This window comes from Acidovorax soli (assembly GCF_014207955.1).
GTDB classification, from domain to species: domain Bacteria; phylum Pseudomonadota; class Gammaproteobacteria; order Burkholderiales; family Burkholderiaceae_C; genus Acidovorax; species Acidovorax soli_A.
On record NZ_JACHLK010000003.1, the window covers coordinates 92,904 to 118,746 of the forward strand.

General features: G+C 68.5%; 27 protein-coding genes. 16 read left to right on the plus strand and 11 right to left on the minus strand.

The window, feature by feature from the left end:
- Positions 1 to 13: 13 nt before the first annotated feature.
- From modB to HNP48_RS09230, 6 genes are all read left to right on the plus strand, one after another.
- Positions 14 to 694, plus strand: coding sequence for a molybdate ABC transporter permease subunit (gene modB, locus HNP48_RS09205; protein WP_184856623.1), 681 nt, complete (start codon positions 14 to 16; stop codon positions 692 to 694).
- Positions 691 to 1,779, plus strand: a complete 1,089-nt coding sequence (gene modC / locus HNP48_RS09210; RefSeq protein WP_184856624.1) for a molybdenum ABC transporter ATP-binding protein — start codon at positions 691 to 693, stop codon at positions 1,777 to 1,779. Before modB ends, modC begins: the two co-directional genes overlap by 4 nt.
- Positions 1,780 to 1,877: 98 nt before the next feature.
- Complete coding sequence (locus HNP48_RS09215) at positions 1,878 to 3,581, plus strand: EAL domain-containing protein (RefSeq protein ID WP_184856625.1); 1,704 nt, start codon at positions 1,878 to 1,880, stop codon at positions 3,579 to 3,581.
- Complete coding sequence (locus HNP48_RS09220; RefSeq protein WP_184856626.1) at positions 3,578 to 4,711, plus strand: saccharopine dehydrogenase family protein; 1,134 nt, start codon at positions 3,578 to 3,580, stop codon at positions 4,709 to 4,711. Before HNP48_RS09215 ends, HNP48_RS09220 begins: the two co-directional genes overlap by 4 nt.
- Positions 4,708 to 5,076 (plus strand): DoxX-like family protein, encoded by a 369-nt coding sequence (locus HNP48_RS09225; RefSeq protein ID WP_184856627.1) that lies wholly within the window; start codon positions 4,708 to 4,710, stop codon positions 5,074 to 5,076. The genes HNP48_RS09220 and HNP48_RS09225 overlap by 4 nt, the downstream gene beginning before the upstream one ends.
- Positions 5,073 to 5,552: a DUF2269 domain-containing protein gene (locus tag HNP48_RS09230; RefSeq protein ID WP_184856628.1), complete on the plus strand. Its 480-nt coding sequence runs from the start codon at positions 5,073 to 5,075 to the stop codon at positions 5,550 to 5,552. The genes HNP48_RS09225 and HNP48_RS09230 overlap by 4 nt, the downstream gene beginning before the upstream one ends.
- Positions 5,553 to 5,567: 15 nt before the next feature.
- Here HNP48_RS09230 and HNP48_RS09235 read toward each other — a convergent pair whose 3' ends face one another.
- The 3 genes from HNP48_RS09235 to HNP48_RS09245 are packed head-to-tail and all read right to left on the minus strand — an operon-like array spanning position 5,568 to position 7,887.
- Positions 5,568 to 6,401: an extracellular solute-binding protein gene (locus tag HNP48_RS09235; RefSeq protein WP_409362540.1), complete on the minus strand. Its 834-nt coding sequence runs from the start codon at positions 6,399 to 6,401 to the stop codon at positions 5,568 to 5,570.
- On the minus strand, positions 6,398 to 7,153 hold the full coding sequence (locus tag HNP48_RS09240; protein ID WP_184856629.1) for an ATP-binding cassette domain-containing protein: 756 nt from the start codon (positions 7,151 to 7,153) through the stop codon (positions 6,398 to 6,400). Before HNP48_RS09240 ends, HNP48_RS09235 begins: the two co-directional genes overlap by 4 nt.
- Positions 7,150 to 7,887 (minus strand): ABC transporter permease, encoded by a 738-nt coding sequence (locus tag HNP48_RS09245; protein ID WP_184856630.1) that lies wholly within the window; start codon positions 7,885 to 7,887, stop codon positions 7,150 to 7,152. The genes HNP48_RS09240 and HNP48_RS09245 overlap by 4 nt, the downstream gene beginning before the upstream one ends.
- A gap of 50 nt (positions 7,888 to 7,937) precedes the next feature.
- Here HNP48_RS09245 and HNP48_RS09250 point away from each other — a divergent pair, with 50 nt between their 5' ends.
- From HNP48_RS09250 to HNP48_RS09265, 4 genes are all read left to right on the plus strand, one after another.
- Positions 7,938 to 9,050: a substrate-binding domain-containing protein gene (locus HNP48_RS09250; protein WP_184856631.1), complete on the plus strand. Its 1,113-nt coding sequence runs from the start codon at positions 7,938 to 7,940 to the stop codon at positions 9,048 to 9,050.
- 145 nt (positions 9,051 to 9,195) lie between these two features.
- Positions 9,196 to 9,735: a TRAP transporter small permease subunit gene (locus HNP48_RS09255; protein ID WP_184856632.1), complete on the plus strand. Its 540-nt coding sequence runs from the start codon at positions 9,196 to 9,198 to the stop codon at positions 9,733 to 9,735.
- Between the two features lie 116 nt (positions 9,736 to 9,851).
- Positions 9,852 to 11,387: a TRAP transporter large permease subunit gene (locus HNP48_RS09260; RefSeq protein ID WP_184856633.1), complete on the plus strand. Its 1,536-nt coding sequence runs from the start codon at positions 9,852 to 9,854 to the stop codon at positions 11,385 to 11,387.
- Positions 11,388 to 11,410: 23 nt separating this feature from the next.
- On the plus strand, positions 11,411 to 11,905 hold the full coding sequence (locus tag HNP48_RS09265; RefSeq protein ID WP_184856634.1) for a hypothetical protein: 495 nt from the start codon (positions 11,411 to 11,413) through the stop codon (positions 11,903 to 11,905).
- Positions 11,906 to 11,947: 42 nt separating this feature from the next.
- Here the strand turns inward: HNP48_RS09265 and HNP48_RS09270 are convergent, their stop codons facing one another.
- Complete coding sequence (locus HNP48_RS09270) at positions 11,948 to 12,400, minus strand: helix-turn-helix domain-containing protein (RefSeq protein ID WP_184856635.1); 453 nt, start codon at positions 12,398 to 12,400, stop codon at positions 11,948 to 11,950.
- A gap of 148 nt (positions 12,401 to 12,548) precedes the next feature.
- Between HNP48_RS09270 and HNP48_RS09275 the strand changes: the two genes are divergently transcribed.
- Positions 12,549 to 13,727, plus strand: a complete 1,179-nt coding sequence (locus tag HNP48_RS09275) for an MFS transporter (RefSeq protein WP_184856636.1) — start codon at positions 12,549 to 12,551, stop codon at positions 13,725 to 13,727.
- Between the two features lie 51 nt (positions 13,728 to 13,778).
- Here the strand turns inward: HNP48_RS09275 and HNP48_RS09280 are convergent, their stop codons facing one another.
- From HNP48_RS09280 to xseB, 5 genes are all read right to left on the minus strand, one after another.
- On the minus strand, positions 13,779 to 14,861 hold the full coding sequence (locus HNP48_RS09280) for a TRAP transporter substrate-binding protein (protein ID WP_184856637.1): 1,083 nt from the start codon (positions 14,859 to 14,861) through the stop codon (positions 13,779 to 13,781).
- Between the two features lie 309 nt (positions 14,862 to 15,170).
- Positions 15,171 to 16,253, minus strand: coding sequence for a TRAP transporter substrate-binding protein (locus HNP48_RS09285; RefSeq protein WP_184856638.1), 1,083 nt, complete (start codon positions 16,251 to 16,253; stop codon positions 15,171 to 15,173).
- 180 nt (positions 16,254 to 16,433) lie between these two features.
- On the minus strand, positions 16,434 to 18,317 hold the full coding sequence (gene dxs, locus HNP48_RS09290) for a 1-deoxy-D-xylulose-5-phosphate synthase (RefSeq protein WP_184856639.1): 1,884 nt from the start codon (positions 18,315 to 18,317) through the stop codon (positions 16,434 to 16,436).
- A gap of 111 nt (positions 18,318 to 18,428) precedes the next feature.
- Positions 18,429 to 19,385, minus strand: a complete 957-nt coding sequence (locus HNP48_RS09295; RefSeq protein ID WP_184856640.1) for a polyprenyl synthetase family protein — start codon at positions 19,383 to 19,385, stop codon at positions 18,429 to 18,431.
- A complete protein-coding gene (gene xseB, locus HNP48_RS09300; protein WP_184856641.1) occupies positions 19,382 to 19,624 on the minus strand; it encodes an exodeoxyribonuclease VII small subunit in 243 nt (80 codons plus the stop codon). The genes HNP48_RS09295 and xseB overlap by 4 nt, the downstream gene beginning before the upstream one ends.
- Before the next feature lie 327 nt (positions 19,625 to 19,951).
- On the opposite strand from xseB, the gene HNP48_RS09305 reads away from it, so the two are divergent.
- From HNP48_RS09305 to flhC, 5 genes are all read left to right on the plus strand, one after another.
- Positions 19,952 to 21,091: an aromatic ring-hydroxylating dioxygenase subunit alpha gene (locus tag HNP48_RS09305; RefSeq protein WP_184856642.1), complete on the plus strand. Its 1,140-nt coding sequence runs from the start codon at positions 19,952 to 19,954 to the stop codon at positions 21,089 to 21,091.
- Positions 21,092 to 21,210: 119 nt separating this feature from the next.
- The gene (locus tag HNP48_RS09310) at positions 21,211 to 22,122 is read left to right on the plus strand and encodes a DMT family transporter (protein ID WP_184856643.1); all 912 of its coding nucleotides are present in this window, start codon (positions 21,211 to 21,213) and stop codon (positions 22,120 to 22,122) included.
- A 68-nt stretch (positions 22,123 to 22,190) separates the two neighbouring features.
- Positions 22,191 to 23,090, plus strand: coding sequence for a sulfurtransferase (locus HNP48_RS09315; RefSeq protein ID WP_184856644.1), 900 nt, complete (start codon positions 22,191 to 22,193; stop codon positions 23,088 to 23,090).
- Positions 23,091 to 23,338: 248 nt separating this feature from the next.
- A complete protein-coding gene (gene flhD, locus HNP48_RS09320) occupies positions 23,339 to 23,665 on the plus strand; it encodes a flagellar transcriptional regulator FlhD (protein ID WP_007853391.1) in 327 nt (108 codons plus the stop codon).
- 64 nt (positions 23,666 to 23,729) lie between these two features.
- Positions 23,730 to 24,290: a flagellar transcriptional regulator FlhC gene (flhC, locus tag HNP48_RS09325; RefSeq protein WP_184856645.1), complete on the plus strand. Its 561-nt coding sequence runs from the start codon at positions 23,730 to 23,732 to the stop codon at positions 24,288 to 24,290.
- Positions 24,291 to 24,388: 98 nt separating this feature from the next.
- On the opposite strand, the gene HNP48_RS09330 is transcribed toward flhC, so the two are convergent.
- Together HNP48_RS09330 and HNP48_RS09335 are read right to left on the minus strand one after the other, a co-directional pair.
- On the minus strand, positions 24,389 to 24,955 hold the full coding sequence (locus tag HNP48_RS09330) for a FlgO family outer membrane protein (RefSeq protein WP_184856646.1): 567 nt from the start codon (positions 24,953 to 24,955) through the stop codon (positions 24,389 to 24,391).
- On the minus strand, positions 24,952 to 25,809 hold the full coding sequence (locus HNP48_RS09335; RefSeq protein ID WP_311773819.1) for a hypothetical protein: 858 nt from the start codon (positions 25,807 to 25,809) through the stop codon (positions 24,952 to 24,954). Before HNP48_RS09335 ends, HNP48_RS09330 begins: the two co-directional genes overlap by 4 nt.
- Positions 25,810 to 25,843: the final 34 nt, after the last annotated feature.

Sequence of the window (25,843 nt, forward strand, 5' to 3'; positions counted from 1 at the left end):
CCTTTCACCCTCCATGCCCTTTTCCAGCGCCGATCTTGCGGCCATCGGCCTCACGCTTCGGCTCGCAGGCACCACCATGGCGCTGCTGCTGGTGCTGTGCACCCCGCTGGCCTGGTGGCTGGCGCATACCTCTTCGCGCTGGCGCGGGCCGGTGTCGGCCGTGGTGGCGCTGCCGCTGGTGCTGCCGCCCACGGTGATCGGCTTTTATCTGCTTGTGACCATGGGGCCCAACGGCCCCATCGGGCAGTTCACGCAGTGGCTGGGTGTGGGCGCCCTGCCCTTCACCTTCTGGGGGCTGGTGGCGGGCTCGCTGATCTACTCGCTGCCCTTCGCGGTGCAGCCGCTGCAGGCGGCGTTCGAGGCCATCGGCAACCGGCCGCTCGAAGCCGCGGCCACGCTGGGCGCCGGGCCGCTGGACCGCTTCTTCACCGTGGCCCTGCCGCTGGCGCGCCCGGGCTTCATCACCGCGGCCATCCTGAGCTTTGCGCACACCGTGGGCGAGTTCGGCGTGGTGCTCATGCTGGGCGGCAACATCCCGGGCGTGACGCGCGTGGTCTCGGTGCAGATCTACGACCATGTGGAGGCCCTTGAATACACCCAGGCGCACTGGCTGGCAGGGGGCATGGTGGTCTTCTCCTTCCTGGTGCTGCTGGGCCTGAACCTCACGCGCCGCCGCGCGTCCATGGTGTCATGAGCGCTGCCGAACAGATCCGCGCCCGCCTCCAGGTATCGCGCCCGGGCTTCACGCTCGACGTGGACCTGCAGCTTCCCGGGCGCGGCGTTACGGCCCTCTTCGGCCCCTCGGGCTGCGGCAAGACCACCAGCCTGCGCGCCATTGCAGGCCTGCTGCGCGCACAGCAGGCCACCGTGGTGGTCAACGGCGAGGTCTGGCAGGACGACGCGGCGCGCATCTGGCGCCCCACGCACCAGCGCGCGCTGGGCTACGTATTCCAAGAGGCCAGCCTGTTCGAGCACCTGAGCGTGCGCGGCAATATCGACTACGGCCGCAGGCGCACACCGAAAGAGCGGCACACCGTGGCGCTGGACCACGCCGTGGACCTGCTGGGCATCGCCCACCTGATGGACCGCAAGCCCCACGCCCTGTCGGGTGGCGAGCGCCAGCGCGTGGCCATGGCGCGTGCCCTGGCCACAGGCCCGCGTGTGCTGCTGATGGACGAGCCCCTGGCCGCACTGGACGCCCAGCGCAAGGCCGAGGTCCTGCCCTACCTGGAGCGGCTGCACCAGGCGCTGGACATCCCCGTGCTGTACGTGAGCCACGCCATCGACGAGGTGGCGCGCCTGGCCGCGCACATGGTGCTGATGCAGGACGGCCGGGTGCTGGCCAGCGGGCGCACCGAAGACATGCTGGTGCGGCTGGACCTGCCGCTGGCGCATGGCGATGCGGCCGCCTCGGTGGTCGAAGGCACGGTGCTGCGCCATGACGCGCACGACCACATCACCAGCGTGCAGTTCGCCGGCGGCCGGTTGCTGCTGGCCAGCCCCACCGCGTGGCCGGCCGGCGCGCCGGTGCGCCTGCGCATCCAGGCGCGCGACGTGAGCCTGGCGCTGGCCGCGCCGGTGGACACCAGCATCCTCAACATCCTGCCCGCCACTGTGGTGCAGGTGGAGGCGGACAGCCCCGGCCAATGCATGGTGGCGCTCGATGCCGGCCCCACGCGGCTGCTGGCCCGGGTGACGCAGCGCTCGGCCCAGGCCCTTGCGCTGGCGCCGGGCAAGGCGGTCTTCGCCCAGGTCAAGGGCGTTGCGGTCGTGAACTAGGGCCTGTTGACAAGCCCTAGCGCCACGGACATCCCCCAGGGCCTGGTCATCGCCAGGTCGTATGATGACTGCACAAGATTTTGGGGGGAAGGGTCAGAATGTTTTCCATCGGGCATGACACCACGCAGCTGTTCGCCGTGGGCTTTCCGCCATTGCTGCACAGCCTGCTGTTCTGGATCTTTGCCTCCCTGGTCGTGCACGTGTGCCAGCGGCTCGTGGAGCACACGGCCTTTGCCATCGACCCATCGAGCCGGCGCATCAGCGCATCCCACGCGGCCCTGTGCATCGGTTGCATCGTGTGGGCGCTGGACGTGGTGGGCATGCTCATGTACGCCGAGCTGGCCGGCCACACGCTGGGCCTGGTGCCGGCACTCACGGGCCTGGTCATCATGGCGCTGAGTGCGCGGCTCACGGTCCCCACGCTGAGCACCAGCACCAGCAAGGCGCGCATCCTGGTCGCAGGCGCGGGGCTGTCGCTCGGGATGCTGGCTGCGCACTTCACCATCTCCGAAGGCTATGTATCGAGCTATGCGCGCGTGAACGGCCTGGCCATCGTGCTGGCGCTGGCCACGGCCATCGGCATCGCCGCCTACACCTCCATACGCCACCGCGCCGCCAAGATGAAGGCGCTGACGCGCATTTACATTCCCCAGCAATGGCACGACAAGCTGCTGGCCGGCGCCGCCATCCTGGTGCTGCACTGGCTGCTGGTGAACACCTTTCCGCTGGAATGGCCCGACAGCGCCGCGGCCACCGACGGGGTGGCGCTGCTGGTGATCGTGCTGCTGTTCGGCATGGCCATCGCCACCGAGCAACTGAGCAACATGCGCTTTGACCAGGCACGCCAGCAACTGCTGCGCCGCGGCCTGTCGCTGATGCGCACCTCCAGTTACGAGGTGCCGGCGCCCGAGGGCGACATCCAGCTGTCGCTGATCGCGGACCAGTTGCCCGTGCTGCTCCAGGCCCGGCAGCTGGCGCTGCATTTCCAGCCCATCGCCGACCTGGCGAGCGGCGAACTGCAGTTCGAGGCGCTGTTGCGCGTGCGCAGCGAGCTCCTGGGCCCGCTGCACCCCGAGGCCTTTCTGCTGGTCTGCGAACTGCAGGGCAAGACCCCGCTGGTGGACCGGCTGATCCTGGTCAACGCCATGGCCTGCGCCTGCCAGTGGCGCAGCGAGGGCCTGGACCATGCCAGGTTCAGCGTGAACGTGGCGCCCGCCACCCTGCTCGAGGAGGACTTTGCACCCTGGCTGCAGGCCGAACTCACCCGCCATGCCCTGCCCGGCAGCAGCCTGCGGCTGGAGCTGACCGAGCATGCCCTGATCGCCAGCGGCCCGCGCATGCTTGCGTCCATCCGCCAGCTGCAGGCCATCGGCGTGGGCGTGCTGATGGACGACTTCGGCGCCGGGTATTCCTCGCTGGGCATGCTGGCCGACCTGCCGATTGCCGGCATCAAGTGCGACCGCCTGTTCGTGCGCCAGCTGGCCCAGGATCCACGGCGCCAATCGCTGCTGCGGCATGTCGGTGCCATGGCCGGCGAATTCGGCCTGTCGGTGGTGGTGGAGGGGGTGGAGACCGCCTCCGAGCTGCAGGCCCTGGCGGCCTGCGGCATTCCCACCATCCAGGGCTATGTGTTCTGCAAGCCCATGCCGGCAGCCGAGGTGCCCGGCTGGCACCGCGCCCAATGGCCCCAGCACCTGGCCGCACTGCGGGCGCAGCGGGGCCCGGCCGCAACCCCGGCCCCCCAGGGCAGCCCCGCGCCGGCGCCCGGCTGGGTGCAGCGGCCCCGGGAGGCCCGCCCATGAGCGCCGCACCGCTGACCGTGCTGGTGCTCGGGGGCTATGGCAACTTCGGCGCACGCATCTGCCGCGCGCTGGCCGGCGACCCCGGCATCCACCTGCTGGTGGCCGGCCGCAGCGCCGCCCAGGCCCAGGCCCTGGCGGCCACGCTGGGCCCCGGCACCCGGGGCGTGGCCCTGGACCACAGCGCACCCGGCCTGGTGCAGGCCCTGCAGGCGCTGGGCGTGGGCCTGGTGATCCACACGGCAGGGCCGTTCCAGGCGCAGGGCTATACGGTGGCCGAGGCGGCCGCCGACGCCGGCGCGCACTACATCGACCTGGCCGATGGGCGCCGCTTCGTCTGCGACTTCCCCGCAGCGCTGCAGGCGCGCTTCACGGCCGCGGGGCGCACGGCAGTCTGCGGCGCCAGCACGGTACCGGCCCTGTCCTCGGCCGTGGTGGACCATCTGTGCGCCGGCTGGCAACACATCGCCAGCATCGACATCTGCATCGCCCCGGCCCAGCGCGCACCGCGCGGCCAGGCCACGCTGGCGGCCGTGCTCAGCTACTGTGGCGGCCCCATCGCCGTGTGGGAAGACGGGCGCTGGCAGGACCGGCTCGGCTGGGCCGAGCCCACGCGCGTGCAGTTCCAGCGGCTGCGCCCGCGCCTTGCGGCGGTGTGCGACATCCCCGACCTGGAGCTGCTGCCCGCCCACTACCGCGTCACGCAGCGGGTGAGTTTTCGCGCCGCGCTCGAGGTGGGCCTGGCCCAGCGCGCCTTCGCCGCGCTCGCAGCGTTGCGCGCCTGGGGCCTGCTGCGCCGCCCCGAGCGCCTGGCAGGGCTGATGCACCGCACGGGCGGGGTCTTCGACTTCCTGGGCACACCGCTGGGCGGCATGGTGGTGCGCGTGGCCGGTGCCGATGGTGCGGGCGTGGCACGGCGCCGCGCCTGGCACATTGCCGCCGACCATGACCACGGCCCCGAGATCCCCTGCATGGCCGCCATCCTGCTGGCACGCCAGCTCGCCCGCGGCCAGGCCCTGCCCATTGGTGCCCACACCTGCACCAGCCTGCTGCCGCTGGCCGCCTTCGGGCCCGAGTTTGCGAAATGGGGCATGGTGACGGACGTAGTGGAAGAGGAGGGCCCTGCCCCATGAGCCCGGCCCACCGCCGCCTGCTGCGCCACAGCCTGGTCTTCGTCTGGCTCGCCACCGCCATCGTCAGCGTGTGGGAGCTCGACGGCCAGAGCCGGCAATTGCTGGCCACCCTGCCCTTCAACCATCCGCAGGTCGTCACGGCCCTGGTGCTGGCCGGTGCCGCCGCCGATGCCGTGGTGGGCCTGTGGATCGCCCTGCGCCCCGGCCGCGCCGCCTACGCCGCCGCACTCGTGCTGATGGGGGTGATGACGCTGCTGGCCACGGCCATCGAACCGGGCTGGTGGCTGCACCCCTTCGGCCCGCTGACCAAGAACCTGCCCATCGCCGCCATCCTGGTGGTGCTGCTGCACGAGCCCACGCCATGAGCCTGTACCTGACCCTCAAGTGGATGCACATCGTCTCCAGCGTGCTGCTGGTGGGCACGGGCCTGGGCTCGGCCTACTACATGTTCTTTGCCAACCGCAGCGGCAACGTCCAGGCGCAGGCCGTGGTCAGCCGCCTGGTGGTGCGGGCCGACTGGTGGTTCACCACGCCCACGGTGTTCATCCAGCCCGCCACCGGGCTGGCCATGGTGCACATGGCCGGGCTGCCCCTGTCCACGCCCTGGCTCGCCCTCTCGCTCGGCCTGTATGTGCTGGCCGGCCTGTGCTGGCTGCCCGTGGTGTGGCTGCAGCTGCGCATGCGCGCCCTGGCCCAGCAGGCGGCCGACGCCGGCAGCGACGCCCTGCCCGCCACCTACTGGCGCTATGCGCGCTGGTGGGAGGCACTGGGCTACCCGGCCTTCGTGGCCATGGTGGTGGTGTTCTACCTCATGGTGGCCAAGCCCAGCCTCGGGTTCTGAGCCTGCCGCGCACGCTCACTTGCCGGCGTTCGGGAAGAACAGTTGCTCGCCGCCGATCTTGTAGCCGGCGATGCTGGCCTGCCCACCGGGCGAGACCACCCAGTCCACGAACTTCTGCGCGTCCTGCTGCTTGACCTGCGGGTGCTTGGCCGGGTTGACCACCATCACGCCGTACTGGTTGAACAGGCGCGTGTCGCCCTCCACCAGCACCACCATCTCGGCGCGGTTCTTGAAGTTGAGCCAGGTGCCCCGGTCGGCCAGCACATAGGCGCCGCTGGAGGCCGCGATGTTCAGCGCCGGGCCCATGCCGCAGCCGCATTCCTTGTAGCCGCTGCCCTTGGCCGCCTCGGCACCGGCAAGCTTCCAGTAGCGCAGTTCGGCGGCATGTGTGCCGCTCTTGTCGCCGCGCGAGATGAAGGCGGCATTGCCGGCGGCCAGCTTTTTCAGCGCCTCGACGATGTCCTTGCCCTGCGTGCCCACCGGGTCGGCCTTGGGACCCACGAGGATGAAGTCGTTGTACATCACGGGGTAGCGCCTGACGCCCCAGCCCTCGGCCACGAACTTCTCCTCGGCCACCTGGTCGTGCACGAAGAGCACGTCGGCGTCGCCGCGGCGCGCCATGTCCAGCGCCTGGCCGGTGCCCAGGGCCACGACCTTGATGTCGATGCCGCTGGCCTTCTTGAACTCGGGCAGCAGGTGGCCGAACAAGCCCGACTGCTCGGTGGAGGTGGTGGAGGCCATGGTGATCGTGGCCTGTGCCCATGCCGCGCCATGCGCAAGGGCCACAGCCAGTGCGACCGCAGAGGGAACGAACAGCAGGCGGCGGCGGGCCATCGTGGGTTGTCTCATCCTATTTCTCCTTTGACGAACAGACGCGCGGCCTCCGGCAGGGGGCCGTTGAAAAAGTCGTGTACCGGCAGGTCGGCCACGGCGCGGCCCTGCTCCAGGTAGACCACGCGGCTGGCCAGGCGCTTGACCTGGCCCAGGTTGTGGCTGCTGAACACCATGGTCACCGCCGGCCCACCACCATCGGCCGGCTCCGCAGGGCCTGCCAGGTCGGCCATCAGGCCTTCGACCTCGCGCTTGGCATGCGGGTCCAGGCTGGCCGTGGGCTCATCGAGCAGCAGCACCGCGGGCCGCAGGGCCCAGGCCCGTGCCAGCGCCACGCGCTGCTGCTGGCCGCCCGAGAGCGTGCGCGCGTTCTGCAGGGCGATGGCCTCCAGCCCCACGCGCCGCAGCGCCGCCAGGGCTTCGGCCCGCGCAGCGCGCCAGGGCGTGCCGCGCAGCCACAGGGCCAGCGCCACATTGTTCTGGGCACTGGTGCGCAGCATGTGCGGGCGCTGGAACAGCATGGCCTGGCGCTGCGCGGCATCGCGCCGCACCTGGCCGGCACTGGGCCCGACCAGGCCGTGCAGCACGCGCAGCAGGGTGCTCTTGCCGCTGCCGTTGGCCCCCACCAGGGCCACGCGCTCGCCCGGGGCGATGTGCAGGTCGATGTCGGCCAGGGCCTGCACGCGCCCATAGCGCACGGCCACGCCCTGCAGCGCAATCAGGGGGTGCGCGAGGGGCTGGGCCACGGGCAGGGGCTCCGGGTGCCTCATGCCGCCACCCCCACCAGGGCGTCGGGGGCGCCACCGTCCACGCGCTCGCGCCAGCGGCGCAGCAGCGCGATCAGCACATTGAGCGCCAGCACCACGCCCAGCAGCACCAGGCCCAGCGCCAGCGCCAGGGGCAGGTCGCCCTTGCTGGTCTCCAGGGCGATGGCCGTGGTCATGACACGCGTGAAGCCATCGATGTTGCCGCCCACGACCATCACCGCGCCGACTTCGGAGATGGCGCGGCCGAAGGCGGCGATCAGCACCGTGAGCAGCGCGTAGCGCTCGTCCCAGGCCAGCAGCAGGCTGCGCAGCAGGCTGCTGGCGCCCAGCGAGCGCAACTGCTCGCCATGGGCGCGCTCGGCATCTTCGACCACCTGGCGCGTGAGCGCGGTGACCACCGGCAGCACCAGGAGGGCCTGGGCCAGCACCATGGCCTTGAAGCTGAACAGCCAGCCCAGGGCCCCGAAGGGACCGCTGCGCGACAGCAGCAGGTAGACCACCAGCCCCACCACCACCGAGGGCACGGCCAGCAAGGTGTTGAGCAGCGCCAGCAGCGCGCCCCGGCCGACGAACCGGGCCACGCCCAGCCAGGCCCCGAGCACCAGGCCCGCCGCACAGGCCAGCGCACAGGCCGTGGCACTGACCGACAGGGAGCGGCCGACGATGGTCCACAGCGCCGGGTCCCCCGACAAGGTCAGTTCGAGGGCGGTGGCGGCGCTTTGCGTCAGGGTGGACATGGCTTGGGCTATCGTATGGACCTCCACCATTCCCAGCGATATGAACGTCCGTGCATAGGGTCCAGCTTCACTACACGCTCAGCCGCGATGCGGGCGACACCCAGATCCGCAACCCCCTGCCCGAGCTGCTGCAGGCGGTGGCCGAAGAGGGCTCCATCTCGGGTGCTGCGCGCGCGCTCGAACTGTCCTACCGCCATGTCTGGGGCGCCCTCAAGCGCTGGGAGGAGCAGCTCGGTGGCGAGCTGATCATCTGGGGCAAGGGCCAGTCCGCCCAGCTCAGCGAGTTCGGCACCAAGCTGCTGTGGGCCGAGCGCCAGGCCCAGGCGCGCCTGGCGCCCCAGATCGCCGCCCTGCATGCCGACCTGGAGCGCGCCTTCGCCGTGGCCTTCGACGACCAGGCCCATGTGCTCACCATGTATGCCAGCCACGACGATGCGCTGGCCGCGCTGCGCGCCTATGCGGCCACGCCGGGCGAGAGCGGCGCGCTGCACCTGGACATCCGCTTCACCGGCAGCGTGGACGCCATCCGCGCACTCAACGAGGGCCGCTGCACGATGGCCGGCTTCCACACGCGCGAAACACCAGCTGCCGACTCGCTTGCCGCCCGCACCTACAAGCCCCTGCTCAAGCCGGGGCACCACAAGATCATCGGGTTTGCGCAGCGCACCCAGGGGCTGATCGTGGCGCGCGGCAACCCGCTGGGCCTGCAGTCCCTGGCCGACGTGGCGCGCCAGCAGGCACGCTTCGTGAACCGGCCCCTGGGCACCGGCACCCGGGTGCTGCTGGACGAGCTGCTCGCACAATCCGGGTTGGGCCCCGGCGACCTGCAGGGTTACGAGCGCAACGAACCCTCGCACACGGCCGTGGCCCAGGCCGTGGCCGCCGGCACGGCCGATGTGGGCATGGGCATCGAGCTCGCGGCCCACGCCCGGGGCCTGGGCTTCGTGCCCCTGGTGCAGGAGCGCTACCACCTGGCCTGCCTCAAATCCACCCTGGAGCAGCCGGCCACCCGGGCCCTGCGCGACCTGCTGCAGACCGCCGCCTGGCAGGCGCAGATGGCGGCACTGCCCGGCTATGTGCCCATGCACTGCGGCGAGGTGCTGTCCATGAGCACCGTGCTGCCCTGGTGGCAGTTCGCCCGGCCCAAGCCCGCGCGGGCGTGATCCTGGCGGGGGGGCCTGAGGAAAACCCTATCCCTGCGCGTCAGGCTTTCTTCAGCGCCCAGCAGGTACCATCCGCGTTACTTTCAGACACCCGGCAGCGCTTCGGGTGCATCTGCGCTCTTTTCAAAACCCCAGGAGACACAAGGTGTCAGCACTTCTCAAATTGGCTTTGGGCATGGACTGGATTTCCAGCCAGCTCAGCAAGGTGGCAACGTGGACCGTGCTTGCGGCGGCCATGATCTCGGCAGGCAATGCCTTCGTGCGCTATGGCCTGGACTACAGCTCCAACGCCTGGCTGGAGATCCAGTGGTACCTGTTCGCCGCCACGGTGATGATGGGCGCACCCTTCGTGCTGTACATGAACGAGCATGTGCGCGTGGACATCGTCTACGGCAAGCTGCGCGGCAACAAGCAGGTGTATGTGGACATCGCCGGCCTGGCCCTGTTCCTGCTGCCCGCCATGGGCCTGATCGCCTACCTGAGCTGGCCCTTCTTCCTGCGCGGTTTCCTCTCCGGCGAAATGTCCGGCAACTCCGGCGGCCTGATCCGCTGGCCCGCCCTGCTGCTGCTGCCCGTGGGCTTTGGCCTGATGTTCCTGCAGGGTGTCTCCGAGATCGTCAAGCGGGTGGCCCACCTGCGCGGCATCTACCAGATGAACACCCACTACGAGAAGCCGGTGCAATAACGGGGGCCGATGAACACCCCATCGTGACACGGCAGTCCTTTCTGCGCAGCCCGCCGGCAAGCCCCGCCCGCTAGCGCCCGACTGCCCCCCATTCCCGGAATTTCAGGAACACAACTATGCATATGGAAAACTTCGCCCCGATCATGTTCGCGGGGCTGGTGCTGGTGATGCTGATCGGCTTCCCCGTCGCCTTCTCCCTGGCCGCCCTCGGGCTGGCTTCGGGCTTCTTCGCCATCGAGATGGGCTGGTTCCCGGCCGTCTTCATGTCCAACCTGCCGATCAACATCTTCGGCATCCTGAGCAACGAGCTGCTGCTCGCCATCCCGTTCTTCACCTTCATGGGCGCCATCCTCGAGAAATGCGGCCTGGCGGAAGACATGCTCGACTCCATGGGCCAGCTCTTCGGCACCGTGCGCGGCGGCCTGGGCTACTCGGTGATCATCGTGGGCTTCATCCTCGGCGCCATCACCGGCACCGTGGCCGGCCAGGTGATCGCCATGGCGCTGATCTCGCTGCCCGTGATGATCCGCTACGGCTACAACATGCGCTACGCCACCGGCGTGCTGGCGGCCTCGGGCACCATCACGCAGCTGGTGCCGCCCTCGCTGGTGCTGATCGTCATGGCCGACCAGCTCGGCCGTTCGGTGGGCGACATGTACCGCGGCGCCTGGGGCCCCTCCATCCTGCAGGTGCTGATCTTCGCGGGCTACACCTTCCTGCTGGGCGTGTTCAAGCCCCACTATGTGCCGGGCATCCCCAAGGAAGCGCGCACCATGTCGGGTGCCAAGCTGTGGCTCAAGTGCCTGCGCGGCATCATCCCCTCGGCCCTGCTGATCTTCGCCGTGCTCGGCTCCATGGGCGGCCTGCCCGGCATCGACACCGCCATCGCCACACCGACCGAAGCCGGCGCCATGGGCGTGGTGGGCGCCATGGTGCTGGCCGCCATCCACAAGCGCCTGAACTGGGCGCTGATGTGGGAGGCCATGCAGGGCACCATGCGCCTGACGGCCATGGTGGTGTTCATCCTGATCGGTGCGCGCGTGTTCTCCATGGTGTTCCAGGGCGTGGACGGCGCCAAGTGGGTCGAGCACATGCTCTCGGGCCTGCCCGGCGGCCAGATCGGCTTCCTGATCGCGGTGAACCTGTTCATCTTCTTCCTGGCCTTCTTCCTCGACTTCTTCGAGATCGCCTTCATCATCCTGCCCATGCTCGGCCCGGTGGCCGACAAGCTTGGCATCGACCTGATCTGGTTCGGCGTGCTGCTGTGCGTGAACATGCAGACCAGCTTCATGCACCCGCCCTTCGGCTTTGCACTGTTCTACCTGCGCGGCATTGCCAACACGCTGTTCAAGGAAGGGCGCATTCCCAAGCCGGTGCTCTCCAGCGATATCTACCTGGGCTCCATCCCCTGGGTGATCATGCAGCTGCTGCTGGTGGCCATCGTGATCTTCGTGCCCCAGACCGTGACCATGTTCCTGCCCAAGGCCGAGGTCATCGACACCGACAAGGTGCAGATCGAAGTGCCTGCGGACGACCTGATGAACAACGACGCTCCAAGCGCCGGCGAGAACCCCTTCGGCGATACGGCCCCGGCCACCTCGGACGCAGCCCCTGCGGCCGCCGCGCCTGCGGGCTCCGACGCCAAGCAGTGAGCATGCAAGTGGCGAGCCTCTCCATGCTGAACCAGACCCCCATGATGGCGCCGGAACCCTTTCGCTTCACCCCGCAAGGGGGTGAGGTGGTGGGCTCGGCCTTCTCGCCGACCTTCCGGGCGCTGGCCACGGTGATCGTGGGCGGCTGCGCCATCTGGTTCGCCCAGCTGTGGTCGCGCGGCGCCCTGGGCTCCAGCACGGGCGTGAGCACCGGCGCGGGCTGGTTCATCGCCGGCCTGGTGCTCATGGCCTGGACCTGGTGGAGCATCATGGTCAGCCGCACGCGCATCAGCAAGGACGGCCTGCACCAGCGCTGGGTCTGGGACAAGGCTCTGCCCTTTGACGACCTGGCCTACGCCAAGCTGATCCGCGTGCCCGGCCTGGGCTGGCTGATCGCGCCGCGCCTGTACGTGCGCACGCTGGCCGGCAAGTTCACGGTGTTCTATGGCGCCACGCCGGCCCTGATCCAGGAATTCGAGCGCGTCAGCGCCGAGCTCAAGGCCTTCCGCAGCTTTTAGTGCCCGCTGCTCCCACAAAAACCGCGCCCTGGCGCGTTTTTTTCATGGTGCCGCGGGCTTGTGCACTGCCGTTTGCCAGGGGCCGAGCACCTGGCCGCCGGCCCCATGCGGTTGCATCGGTGCGATAGGCAGGCCCGTGGCCCGCTCCAGCAGCTGCGAACGGGCCTCGCCCGCACCAAACAGGTGCTGCTCGCCCCACTGGCGCAGGGCCACCACCACCGGAAACAGCTGCTCGCCACGGGGGGTGAGCACGTACTCCTGGTAAGAGCTTCCATCGGAGGCCGGCTGCACAGCCAGGATGCCCTCTTCCACCAGCCTGCGCAGGCGGTCCGCCAGGATGCTGCGGGCCACGCCCAGCCCGCGCTGGAAATCGCCAAAGCGGCGCGTGCCGTCAAAGGCGTCGCGCACGATCAGCAGGCTCCAGCGGTCGCCCACGAGGTCGAGCGACCGCGCCACGGGACAGGTTTCGGCCATAGCACTCTTGCGTTGGGACATGGAGGGATCCGGTGGATGGCACCACCCCCATGGGTGTCTTTGCCGGCACAGGTTTCATTTTAAGACTGGTCTGCCTAGAATCAAACCAGTCTTATTTTGAAACCACATTGCGAACGCCATGCACCCTTGCCCACCCAGCGCAGCCCCCATGCCCCGCGCACTGGTCATGCTGTTTGCCTGCGCCAGCGGGCTCTCCGTCGCCAACGTCTACTACGCCCAGCCCCTGCTCGATGCGCTCGCCGCCGACTTCGCGATCCGCCAGGCCGCCGTGGGCGGGCTCATCACGGCCACGCAGGTGGGCTGCGCCCTGGCCCTGGTGCTGTTGGTGCCCCTGGGCGACCGCATGGACCGGCGGCAGCTGATGCGGTGGCAGTGCGCGGCCCTGGTGGCCGCGCTGCTGGGCACAGCCCTGGCCGCCTCGCCCGGGGCCCTGCTGGCTGGCATGCTGGCGCTGGGCCTGCTGGGCACGGCCATGACCCAGGGCCTGATCGCCTTTGCCGCCACCGCGGCCGCACCGCAGGAGCGTGGCCATGTGGTCGGCGCGGCCCAGGGCGGTGTGGTCATCGGCCTGCTGCTGGCGCGGGTGGCGGCCGGCCTGCTGGCCGACCTGCTCGGCTGGCGCGGGGTCTACCTGGCATCGGCCCTGGCCATGCTGGCCCTCGCCGCCCTGCTCTGGCGCGCCCTGCCTGCGGCACCGGCACCCGCAGGCCGGCTCTCCTACCAGGCCCTGGTGCACTCCATGTTCACCCTGCTGCGCACCGACCGCGTGCTGCAGGTGCGCGGCACCCTGGCCCTGCTGATGTTTGCGGCCTTCAGCACCTTCTGGAGCGCCATGGTGCTGCCGCTGCGCGAGGCGCCCCACGCCCTGTCGCACAGCGCCATCGGCGCCTTCGGCCTGGTCGGCGCCCTGGGTGCTCTGGCCGCCACCCGCGCGGGGCGCTGGGCCGACCGGGGCCTGGCCCAGCACGCGACCGCCGCAGCACTGCTGTTGCTGGTCCTGGCCTGGCTGCCGCTGTGGCTCCTGCCCCATTCGCTGGGTTGGCTGGTGCTGGGCGTGGTCGCGCTGGACCTGGGCGGCCAGGCCATCCATGTCACCAACCAGGCCCTGATCCTGCGCGGCGATGCCAGCACCCACGGCCGGCTGGTGGGCTGCTACATGCTGTTCTATGCCGTGGGCAGCGGACTTGGGGCCGCCGCCTCCACAGCCGCCTATGCGGCCTGGGGTTGGGACGGCGTGTGTGTGCTGGGCGCTGGCGTGAGCGCAACCGCAGCCGCCTTCTGGGCGGCCACCCTGCCACCTGTGCCGCGCACGCGGGAACACGCATAAAAAAACCGCGCCGGAGCGCGGTTCTTTGGGCAATGACAGGCCGGGGCCGTATCAGAGCTTCACGGTCTGCATGTAGCTGTCGAAACGGCTTTCGGCCACGCGGAACCATGCCACCTGGTCGCGCTGGAAGGCGCGGAAGTCGGCGAAGATCTTCTTCCACTCGGGGCTCTTGGCGTCGTTCTCGGCGTACACCTCTTGCGAGGCCTTGAACGAGGCGTCCAGCACGTCCTTGGTGAAGGGCAGGAGCTTGATCTTGGCACCGATCAGCTGCTTCAAGGCCACGGGGTTGCGGGCGTCGTACTTGGCCAGCATGTCCACCGAAGCCTGGGCCGATGCGGCGGCCACGATGGCCTTGTTCTCGGGCGACAGTGCGTCGAAGGCCTTCTTGTTGATGAAGAAGTCCACTTCAGGGCCGCCTTCCCACCAGCCGGGGTAGTAGTAGTGGGGCGCGACCTTGTTGAAGCCCAGCTTCTGGTCGTCGTACGGACCGACCCACTCGGCCGCATCGATCGTGCCCTTTTCGAGGGCCTGGTAGATTTCGCCGCCAGGCAGGCTCTGGGGCACCACGCCCAGCTTGGTCATCACGTCACCGACCAGGCCACCACCCAGGCGCATCTTCAGGCCCTTGAGGTCGGCGGTCGACTTGATTTCCTTGCGGAACCAGCCACCCATCTGGGTGCCCGTGTTGCCGCCGGCAAAGCTCAGCATGCCATAGCCGGCATAGAACTCGTCCAGCAGCTTGCGGCCGTTGCCGTGCAGCATCCAGGCATTCATCTGGCGTGCGTTCATGCCGAAAGGAATGGCCGAACCGATGGCGAACGCGGGGTTCTTGCCATAGAAGTAGTAAGGCACGGTGTGGCAGGCTTCCACGGAGCCTTGCTGCACGCCGTCGACCACGCCGAAGGGAGGCATCAGTTCGCCACCGGCGTGCACGGAGATCTCGAACTTGCCGCCCGACATGGCCTTGACCGCGTTGGCAAACACTTCAGCGCCACCGTAGATGGTGTCCAGCGGCTTGGGGAAGCTCGAAGCCAAGCGCCAGCGCACGGCAGCCTGCGCATGCACGGCAGGTGCCACACCCGCGGCCAGCACACCGGCGATACCGGCATGCTTGATGATAGAACGACGATCCATGAGTTTCTCCGAATACTTGTGATTGCACACCCTGGCACACAGGCCGGTCGCCCGAGGCCAAGAACCTTCTAGCCGGATCGATTGTAGGAACATGCCCCCCCGTGGATTTGCGGGTTTTCCCGTGAAAGCCCGCCCCCCGCACGAGGGCTTCAGGGTTCTGCAAGCATCCGGGCAAACCGGTCAAAACCGTCACGCCCCCGACCAGGGCAGCCGTGCAAGGGCCGCCCCGCCGCACCGGCTGCGTCCCCCTTCCCGAATCGCGAAGCGAATCGAGAGAAGGGGGAAGGCGCGCAGCGCCTCAGGGGGATGTCATATCTTCTGCGCCGACATGAAACTGTCAAAGCGCACTTCCGCGAAGCGGAACCACAGGATCTGGTCGCGCTGGAAGTTGCGCATGTCCGCGTAGATCTTCTTCCACTCGGGGCTCTTCGCGTCGTTCTGCGCGAAGGTCTCCATCGATGCGCGGAAGGCGGCATCCAGGATCGTCTGCGAGTACGGCAATACCTTGGTCTTGGCGGCCACCAGCTGCTTGAGCGCGTTGGGGTTGAGCGCGTCGTAGCGGGCCAGCATGTCGGTGTGCGCGATGGACGCGGCCGCCTCGATGATGAACTTGTACTCGGGCGAGAGCGTGTTGTAGGCCTTGCGGTTCACGTACAGGTCGACCTCGGGCCCGCCCTCCCACCAGCCGGGGTAGTAGTAGTAGGGCGCGACCTTGTTGAAGCCCAGCTTCTGGTCGTCGTAGGGCCCGATCCACTCGGCTGCGTCGATGCTGCCCTTTTGCAGGGCCTGGTAGATGTCACCGCCCGGAATACTCTGCGGAACGGCCCCGAGCCGCGCCATGACCTCGGCCACCAGGCCGCTGCCCACACGGATCTTCAGGCCCTTGAAGTCGGCCGGGTTGCGCACCTCGCGCAGGTACCAGCCGCCCATCTGCGTGCCGGTGTTGCCGCAGGCAAAGCTCACGATGTTGAAGCCCGCATAGAACTCGTTCATGAGTTTGCGGCCATTGCCGTGCAGCATCCACGCGCTCATCTGCCGCGCATTGAAGCCGAAGGGCACCGTGCAGCCCAGCGCGAATGCGGGGTTCTTGTCGTAGAAGTAGTAGGGCACGGCGTGGCACATCTCCACCGTGCCGTTCTGCACCCCGTCGACCACGTCGAAGGCGGGCATCAGCTCGCCGCCACCATGCACGGAGATCTCGAACTTGCCGTTGGACAGGATGCGCACCGCGCGCGCAAACACCTCGGCGCCGCCAAAGATATTGTCCGAGGAGCGCGGGAAACTCGAGGCGATCCGCCACCGCAGCGTGGCCTGTGCATGCACGGCCGGCGCAACGCCCGCGGCCAGTACACCCGCCAGGCCGGTGTGCGTGATGAGCGAACGGCGATCCATACAGCGTGTCTCCTGTTTCCGCGGGGGTGGGGGGCGGCAGCGAGCGCTGCGCAGGAAGGTGGGGTGCGCGTGCAGATCCGTGCAGCGCGCCTGCATTGTAGGAGGTGCCCCGCCCGGGCGCTGTGCGGGTTTTCGACAGCACGGCCGTGCCGCCGGCATTCGGCCCGTGGGCCGATCCACTCAGCCGAGGAAGCGTTCGCGCACCGCGCGCTCGATGCCTGCGGCATCGAGCCCTTGCAGCGACAGCAGCTTGGCCGGGTCGCCATGCTCGATGAACACATCGGGCAGGCCCAGCTGCAGCACCGGGCGCACGATGCCAGCGGCGTTCAAGGCCTCGGTCACGGCACTGCCCGCACCGCCCATCACCGCGCCCTCTTCCACCGTGACCAGCACATCGTGGCGCTCGGCCACATCGCGCAGCAGCTCCACATCGACCGGCTTGGCCCAACGCATGTTGGCCACCGTGGCGTCCAGCGCCTCGCCGGCTTCGAGCGCGGGGTACAGCAGCGTGCCGAAGGCCAGGATGGCGATGCGCGGCCCGCCCTCGCCAGCCACGGCCTTGCGCTCACGGCGGATCTCGCCCTTGCCGTAGGGCAGGCCTTCCAGGCCCGCGAGCGGCGCCACACCGGCACCGCTGCCGCGTGGGTAGCGCACGGCCACGGGGTGGTCCTGCTCGAACGCGGTGGTGAGCAGTTGGCGGCACTCGCGCTCGTCGGCCGGGCAGGCCATGGCCATGTTGGGGATGCAGCGCACGAACGGGATGTCGTAGGCACCGGCATGCGTGGCGCCATCGGCGCCCACCAGGCCTGCGCGGTCGAGCGCGAACACCACGGGCAGGTTCTGCAGCGCCACGTCGTGGATCAGCTGGTCGTAGCCGCGCTGCAAAAAGGTCGAGTAGATGGCCACCACGGGCTTGAGCCCCTCGCAGGCCATGCCGCCGGCAAAGGTCACGGCATGCTGCTCGGCGATGCCCACGTCGTAATAGCGCTCGGGGAAGCGCTTTTCGAACTCCACCATGCCCGAGCCCTCGCGCATGGCGGGCGTGATGCCCACCAGGCGCTGGTCCTGCGCACCCATGTCGCACAGCCATTGGCCGAACACCTGGGTGAAGGTCTGCTTGGGTGCCGTGCTGCTCTTGACCAGGCCCACGGCCGGGTCGAACTTGCCCGGGCCGTGGTAGGCCACGGGGTCGGCCTCGGCCAGCTTGTAGCCCTGGCCCTTCTTGGTGACCACGTGCAGGAACTGCGGGCCCTTCAGGCTCTTGATGTTCTCCAGCGTGGGGATCAGCGAATCGAGGTCGTGCCCGTCGATGGGGCCGATGTAGTTGAAGCCGAACTTCTCGAACAGCGTGGCCGGCACCACCATGCCCTTGGCCTGCTGCTCGAAGCGCTTGGCCAGCTCCAGCAGAGGCGGCACAGGGCGCAGCACGGTCTTGCCCACGTTCTTGGCGGCCGCGTAGAACTGGCCGCTCATGAGCTGGGCCAGGTAGCGGTTGAGCGCACCCACAGGCGGGCTGATGCTCATGTCGTTGTCGTTGAGCACCACAAGCAGGTTGGCATCGGCCACGCCCGCGTTGTTGAGCGCCTCGAAGGCCATGCCCGCGGTCATGGCGCCATCGCCGATGATGGCCACGGCATGGCGGTTCTCGCCCTTGGTCTTGGCGGCCAGGGCCATGCCCAGGGCGGCCGAGATGCTGGTGCTCGAATGCGCGGTGCCGAAGGTGTCGTAGGGACTCTCGGCGCGCTGCGGAAAGCCCGAGATGCCGCCCAGCTGGCGCAGCGTCTTCATGCGGTCGCGCCGGCCGGTCAGGATCTTGTGCGGGTAGGTCTGGTGGCCCACGTCCCACACCAGACGGTCCTCGGGGGTGTGAAAGACATGGTGCAGGGCCACGGTCAACTCCACCGTGCCCAGGTTGGAACTCAGGTGTCCGCCCGTCTGCGACACGCTTTCGAGCACGAAGGCGCGCAGCTCGGCGGCCAGCGCCTTGAGCTCGGCCCGCGGCATGGCGCGCAGGTCCGCCGGGTCGTTCACGTTCTGCAGCAGGGGGTAGGGGGTCGTGGACATTGGCTATTCTTTTTCGGATCGATCAGTGCTCACGGGGCAAGAGACAGCCCCCGGTGTGCGCCTGGTCTGGGTGCATCGTATCAACGGACGCAGGGAGTGCAGCCGCAGCCATCAATGCGTACGGTCCACCACCATGTCGGCCAGGGCGGCCAGCGCGCGGGTATCGGCCAGTCCGCTGCGCGCCAGGGCGGCATGGGCCTGCACCTGCAGTTCGCGCGCATAGGCCTGCGCATTCTCCAGGCCCAGCAAGGATACATAGGTGGGCTTGTCGCTCGCGGCATCCTTGCCGGCCGTCTTGCCCAGCGTGGCGGAGTCGGCGATCACGTCGAGGATATCGTCCACCACCTGGAAGGCCAGGCCCATCACGGCGCCGTAGTCGGACAGGGCCTCGTGCGCCTGCGCGCTGGCGGGGCCGCAGGCCACGCCCATCATCACGCTGCCCTGCAGCAGCGCGCCGGTCTTCAGGCGGTGCATGTGGCGCAGCTGGTCTTCGGTCAGGGCCACGCCCACGCTGGCCAGGTCGATGGCCTGGCCGCCAGCCATGCCGGCCGAACCGGCCGCACGCGCCAGCAGGCGGCACAGCATGGCCTGCATCCCGTCGGGCACGCTGCCATCGTCGGGCGTGAGCAACTCGAAGGCAAAGGCCTGCAGCGCGTCGCCGGCCAAAAGGGCCTGGGCCTCGCCGAACTGCACGTGCACCGTGGGCTTGCCGCGGCGCAGCACGTCGTTGTCCATGCACGGCATGTCGTCGTGCACCAGGGAATAGGCATGGATCAGCTCGACGGCACACGCGGCCCGAAGGGCCGCCCCGTCGGACACGGCATGCGCAGACGCCTCGACCTCGGCACCGCTGCAGACGGCCTCCTCGGCCGCCAGCACCAGCAGCGGGCGCAGGCGCTTGCCGCCATCGAGCACCGCATAGCGCATGGCCTCGCCCAGGCCGGCCGGCGCACCTTCGCCCACCCAGCGCGACAGGGCATGCTCCACCCGGGCCAGGTGGCGCTGGCTCCAGCCGGCCAGGTCAAAAGAAGAAGAAGAGGGGGTATTCACGGAAGGCGCGGCGCTCATTCGGGGGCCCAGGCGTTCAGGCCCGTCTCGTCAAGCACCTTGATCTGGTCCTGCACGGCATCGAGCCGCTTGCGGCAAAAGGCCAGCAAGGCAGCACCACGCTGGTAGCCCGCAAGCATCTGGTCCAGCGGCAGCTGGCCCGATTCGATGCGGCCCACGAGCTGCTCCAGCTCTTCCAGCGCCGCTTCGTAGCTGGCAGGTTCTGCAGGGGGCGCGGCGGTGGCGGAGGCCTTGGGCATGGGTGGAGGCGGTGCACAGGCACCGCGAATGGAAAAACCGCTGATTTTAGGCCCAGCGCATGGCGTCCCTGCGCACGGCTTTCCGGTTTGGAGAGCGCAGCCGGTCACCGCGGCAGCGGCGACACAGACCACCCTGCCCCATCCGGGTGCGGGCCGCAGCCCAGGCGCCAATACACGCAGGGGGGGTGCGGGAATGGGGGGCAGCGAATAACCCCATTGGCTATAATCCCATTCTCGTCCAGCCGGCCTATGAGCCGGTTTCTTTTTTCTCCAGATGTGCCAAGCGTGGCACACCTCCCTGTGGGGAGTCTTTAGGTCAGGTCATCCATGTCTGATTTAAGTCTTCAACTGCAGCAGGCCGCAAGCCAACTACCAGTTTCAAGCTATTTTGACCAGGCGCTGTTCCAGCGCGAGCTGGACACCATCTTCCAGCGCGGGCCCCGCTATGTGGGGCACCAACTGTCCGTGCCCCATGCGGGCGACTACCACACCCTGCCCCACGAGGCCGAGGGCCGCGCGCTGGTGCGCAATGCCCAGGGCGGGGTGGAGCTCGTCTCCAACGTCTGCCGCCACCGCCAGGCCGTGATGCTCAAGGGCCGTGGCTCGCTGCACACCCAGCAAAAGGGCAGTGCCGGCGGCAACATCGTGTGCCCGCTGCACCGCTGGACCTACAACGCCAAGGGCGAGCTGCTGGGTGCGCCGCACTTTGCCGACGACCCCTGCCTGAACCTCAACAACTACCCGCTGCGCGAGTGGAACGGCCTGCTGTTCGAAGACAACGGCTACGACGTGGCCGCCGACCTCGACGCCATGGGCCCGCGCGCCGACCTCGACTTCGAGGGCTATGTGCTCGACCACGTGGAGCTGCACGAGTGCAACTACAACTGGAAGACCTTCATCGAGGTCTACCTCGAGGACTACCACGTGGGCCCCTTCCACCCGGGCCTGGGCAGCTTCGTGACCTGCGACGACCTGCGCTGGGAGTTCGGCAAGAACTACTCGGTGCAGACCGTGGGCGTGGCCAACCGCCTGGGCAAGGCCGGCAGCCCCGTGTACGAGCGCTGGCACGAGGCCCTGCTGAACTACCGCGAAGGCAAGCCGCCCAAGCACGGCGCCATCTGGCTCACGCTGTACCCGCACATCATGGTGGAGTGGTACCCGCATGTGCTCACCGTGTCCACACTGCACCCCATCAGCCCGACCAAGACGCTGAACATGGTGGAGTTCTACTACCCCGAGGAGATCGCCGCCTTCGAGCGCGAATTCGTCGAGGCACAGAAGGCCGCGTACATGGAGACCTGCATCGAGGACGACGAGATCGGCGAGCGCATGGACGCCGGCCGCAAGGCCCTGCTGGCGCGCGGCGACAATGAAGTGGGCCCTTACCAGAGCCCCATGGAAGACGGCATGCAGCATTTCCACGAGTGGTACCGCTCTGCGATGGGTGACGCCGTGCCAAAACGCTGAACAGGGACACAAAGCCGCCCGAGTAATCGGGTTCGCCTGAAATGCTCTCATTACAATAGCTGCCAGTGCTTGTTTTTCAGGCACGGCAGCTATTTTCACTTTCGACTCCCGATTTCCCCATGCAAGCCCTCTGGATGGTGTTGGCCGCGTTCCTCTTTGCGAGCATGGGGGTGTGCGTGAAGATCGCTTCGGCCCATTTCAACTCGGCCGAACTGGTCTGCTACCGCGGCCTCATCGGCATGGCCATCCTGTGGCTGCTGGCACGTTCGCAGAAGGTCACGCTGGGCACGGCCTACCCGGGCATGCACGCCTGGCGCAGCCTGGTGGGCGTGGCCTCGCTGGGTGCCTGGTTTTATGCCATCGCCCACCTGCCGCTGGCCACGGCCATGACGCTCAACTACATGAGCAGCGTGTGGATCGCGGCCTTCCTGGTCGGCGGCACCTTGCTGGCCTGGCGCCCTTCGGCCGCCACGCCGCGCCCGGCCCTGCAGGGCACGCTGATCGTCACGGTGCTGGCAGGCTTCGTGGGCGTCGTGATGATGCTGCGCCCCAGCCTGGACCAGAACCAGGCCTTCGCGGGCATGATCGGCCTGCTCTCAGGCCTGTCGGCAGCGTTCGCCTACATGCAGGTCGTGGCCCTGTCGCGCCTGGGCGAGCCCGAGTCGCGCACCGTGTTCTACTTCGCACTGGGCTCGGCCGTGGCCGGCGGCGGCGCCCTGCTGTTCACCGGCGTGTCGGCCTGGCCGGGCTGGCAGGCGCTGTGGCTGCTGCCCATCGGCATCCTGGCCGCCGGCGGCCAGCTGTGCATGACCAAGGCCTACGCCAGCGCCAAGACGCAGCGCGGCACCCTGGTGGTGGCCAACCTGCAGTACTCGGGCATCGTCTTCGCGGCCCTGTACAGCGTGCTGCTGTTCGGCGACGTGCTGCCGCCCATCGCCTGGGCGGGCATGGTGCTCATCGTGGGCAGTGGCATCGCCGCCACCGTTTTGCGTGCCCGCGCAGCCCCCGGAACCCCGGCAGAAGAACATTGATACGACTGTGGGCACCCACCACGGACACAATGCAAGGCATCCCTTCCGTCGATTGACCATCCGCTGCCATGACCTACACCACCCTGATCTCTGCCACCGAACTGCAATCCCTGGTCGCCAGCGGCCAGCGGCTGATGGTGTTCGACTGCAGCTTCGACCTGATGCAATCGACGGCCGGCGCACAGCAGTACGCACAGGCCCACATCTCCGGCGCGGTGTATGCCGACCTCAACGAGAACCTGAGCGCCAAGCATGGCGTGCCTGGCGCCTCGGGCACGGTGACCGCCCAGGAGGCCGACAAGCCCGCATCGGGCGGCCGCCACCCCCTGCCCAGCCGCGAGCGCTTTGCGATCTGGCTGTCCAGCGTGGGCTTTGCCAACGACATGCAGGCCGTGGTGTACGACCGCCAGGGCGCCAACTACTGCGGCCGCCTGTGGTGGATGCTCAAGTGGGCCGGCCACGATGCCGTCGCCGTGCTCGACGGCGGCCTGCAGGCCTGGCAGGCCGCGGGTGGCGCGGTGGCCAGCGGCGAGGAGCCTGCGCACTTCCAGTCCAACTTCGAGCTCCGGGAGCCGCTGCGCCGTCTGGCCACGGCCAGCGATGTGCTTGCCCACCTGCAGCAGCCTGGCCAGACGGTGGTGGATGCCCGGGCCGCGCCGCGCTACCGCGGCGAGGTGGAGCCGCTGGACCCGGTGGCCGGCCACATCCCTGGCGCGCTGAACCGCCCCTTCGTGGACAACATCGGCCCGGACGGCAAATTCAAGCCCGCTGCGGTGCTGCGCGCCGAGTTCGACACCCTGCTGCAAGGCCGCGATCCGGCCACCGTGGTGCACCAGTGCGGCAGCGGCGTCAGCGCCCTGCCGAACCTGATCGCAATGGAGGTCGCCGGCCTGGGCAAAAGCGCCCTGTTTGCCGGCAGCTGGAGCGAATGGGTGAGCGATTCTTCGCGCCCGGTGGAACGCGGCTGACCTGCTCCGGCACGCCCGGTTGCTGCTTTTTGCAGCAGGCCTCTCGCTCTGGTGGGTAGTACCGCGCCTTCGGTTTTTGTAAGGCAAATTCCTACACGGACTGCCCCTGAACCAGACACGCTGCACAGAGCAGCGCCGACTTAATTTCTGATTGGCCTGGTTTCACAATCCATTTCAACGGATCACGCAAAACATGCAACCCGCATGGCAAGGCGAAGACCCGGGAACTGGAACAAAGGAACCCTGCCATGACGAACGAACAGCTGCTCGCCGAAATCCGCGAAGCCAACCTGACCTACCTGATGCTGGCGCAGAACCTGATTCGCCATGACAAGGCAGAAGCAGTGTTCCGCCTGGGCATGAACGAAGACGCTGCCGATATTCTGGCATCGCTGTCGGCCGCCCAAGTGCTGAAACTGGCCTCCAGAAACACGCTTCTTTGCAGCTTCCGCGTGGACGACAACCTGGTCTGGAGCTTGCTGACCAACCACACGGCCAAGAAGGTAGGCAACGAAGCCACCAACACCCTGCACGCCAACATCCTGATGGCCAGCCGCGTGTCGGAAGTGCTCTGAACACCCCGCCCTGGTCCTCTGTTCCGTTCCGTCGCCTGTCCACCGTTTCCCTCGAAAGCCTGCCATGACCACCACGACTGCCGCCGCCAAAGCCCCAGCCAAGAGCGTCCTCAACGAATCCAAGCAGATCGAGCGCGCCGCGATGCTGATCGGCATGGGCGCCCGCATGCAGGTCTTGGAGTCGGAAACCACCCTGTCCTACGAACGCCTGATCCGCCTGTACAAGGAGATCGCCGGCAAGTCGCCGTCCAAGGGCCAACTGCCCTTCTCGACCGACTGGTTCCTGACCTGGCAGGAAAACATCCACAGCTCGCTGTTTTTGAACATCTACGAGTACCTGTCCAAGGGCGTGGACCTGGATTCGGTGGAACTGCTGACCAAGGCCTACCGCCTGTACAGCGAGCAGGTCACCACCGCCGAGATCGAACCCCTGCTGTCCTTCACCCGCGCCTGGCGCCTGGTGAAGTTCGTGGACGCCGGCATGCTCACCCGCACCCAGTGCGCCGACTGCAAGGGCCACTTCGTGACCGAACTCTATGAAAACCGCCACTACACCTGCGGCCTGTGCAACCCGCCCGCCCGTGCCGGCAAGAGCAAGAACGCTGGCGCCTTGATGTTGCACTGATCCCCTGCCCAGAAACAAGCACCCGGGTCGCCCAAGAACACCAAAGCCCCGCCGGCTATGCCGCGCGGGGCTTTTTTGCTTCGGCAAGCGCAACGGATCTACCTTGCCGCGAGCAGCGAGCGCACGTTCTCGTCGATGGGCATCGCATAGTCGTGCGCAGCCACCACGGTGTTGCCCACGGGGTTCACGATCTTGAGGCTGATGAACAGCGTGGTGGTCGATGCCGCGTACGTGCCCACCACCACGGCCTGCGCGTCGTGCGCGCGGCTCACCTCGCGCACCTCGCGCGAGAGCAGCAGCTCGCCCGTGCCGCGCTGCATGGCCACGCTTTCGCGCAGCTTGAGCTCGGTCACGCGCAGGCCGCGCTGCACCAGGCGCGAGCCGATCTGCTCGGAGAAGATGCGCCCCAGGCGCGAGGATTCGTTCAGCCGGTCCACATTCACCAGCGTGGCCACCAGCACGGCATGGCTGGGGTCCAGCGGGGCCTGCTGCAGCAAGGCATCGGCCGCGCGGTGGTTGCGCTCGATGCTGCTGGGCGTGATCAGGTCCATGAGCCCGCCGCCGCTGCCGCCAGCCTTGTCGCCGTAGTAGTACGAGGCACAGCCCGAGAGGGCCAGCACAGGCGCCAGTACCGCTGCAGCGCGCAACACGGTGCGCCGCCTCATGGTGCACCCCACAGCGCAGGGGGTGGGCTCACCACCTGCCAGGTCTTGACCGGGGTGGGCGGTGGCGGCGGAGGGGGCGGTGGCGGCGGTTGCTGCACCTGGTAGAGCACGGCATCGTCCTGGTCGATGTAGTACACGTCGGAAGTGCGCGCCAGGTAGCGATCGCCGCTTTCCAGCGAGGTCGTGATGAGCACCTCGGTGCGGGTGGGCCCGCCCGCGGCCGGGCCATCGGTCGTGTACTGCGCGACATCGGCGAGCGCCCCGATCGCGGTCATGCCCGCGACCACCGAGGTGGCACTCGGAGCACGGTGCACCCAGTCGCGCGCCACCCCCACCCCCAGGGCCAGGCGGGTCAAGGGCATGGGCAGGCTGTTGGAGACACGGGCCGGGTGCTGCACCAGCTGGGTTTCGAAGGCCAGGGTCACGGCCGAGGGCTGGTTGGAGACCACCACGCCCCGGTCCAGCAGGCGGGTGATCAAGAGCTTGCGAAAGCCGTTGTTGAAGCTCGTGTCGCCCGAGGCAGACACGTAGATCGGGTGCTCACCTGCGGGCCAGTGGCGGATCTTGTCGGTGATGCGCGTGGCCACGTCGTCGGCCAGCACATCCCAGTGGTGCACGGCGCGCGCCTTCTTCTGGTTCGATGCCGGGTAGTTGTCGGCGCGCGGAACGTCCAGCGACGAACAGCCGGCGCCCAGCAGCGAGGCCACGGCCAGCAGCGGCACGACCACGCGGTGCACGACGGGCCGGGCGCGGGCCTCGCACTCGGGCGCCACCATCGTGCCGGGCGGGGCCACCGGCAGACGCGGTTCAAAGGGACTCGGCGGCAGACCGCCGGGCAATGGTTCGACTTGCATGCTGCCATGCTAGCCCTCCGGCCGCTGCACCATC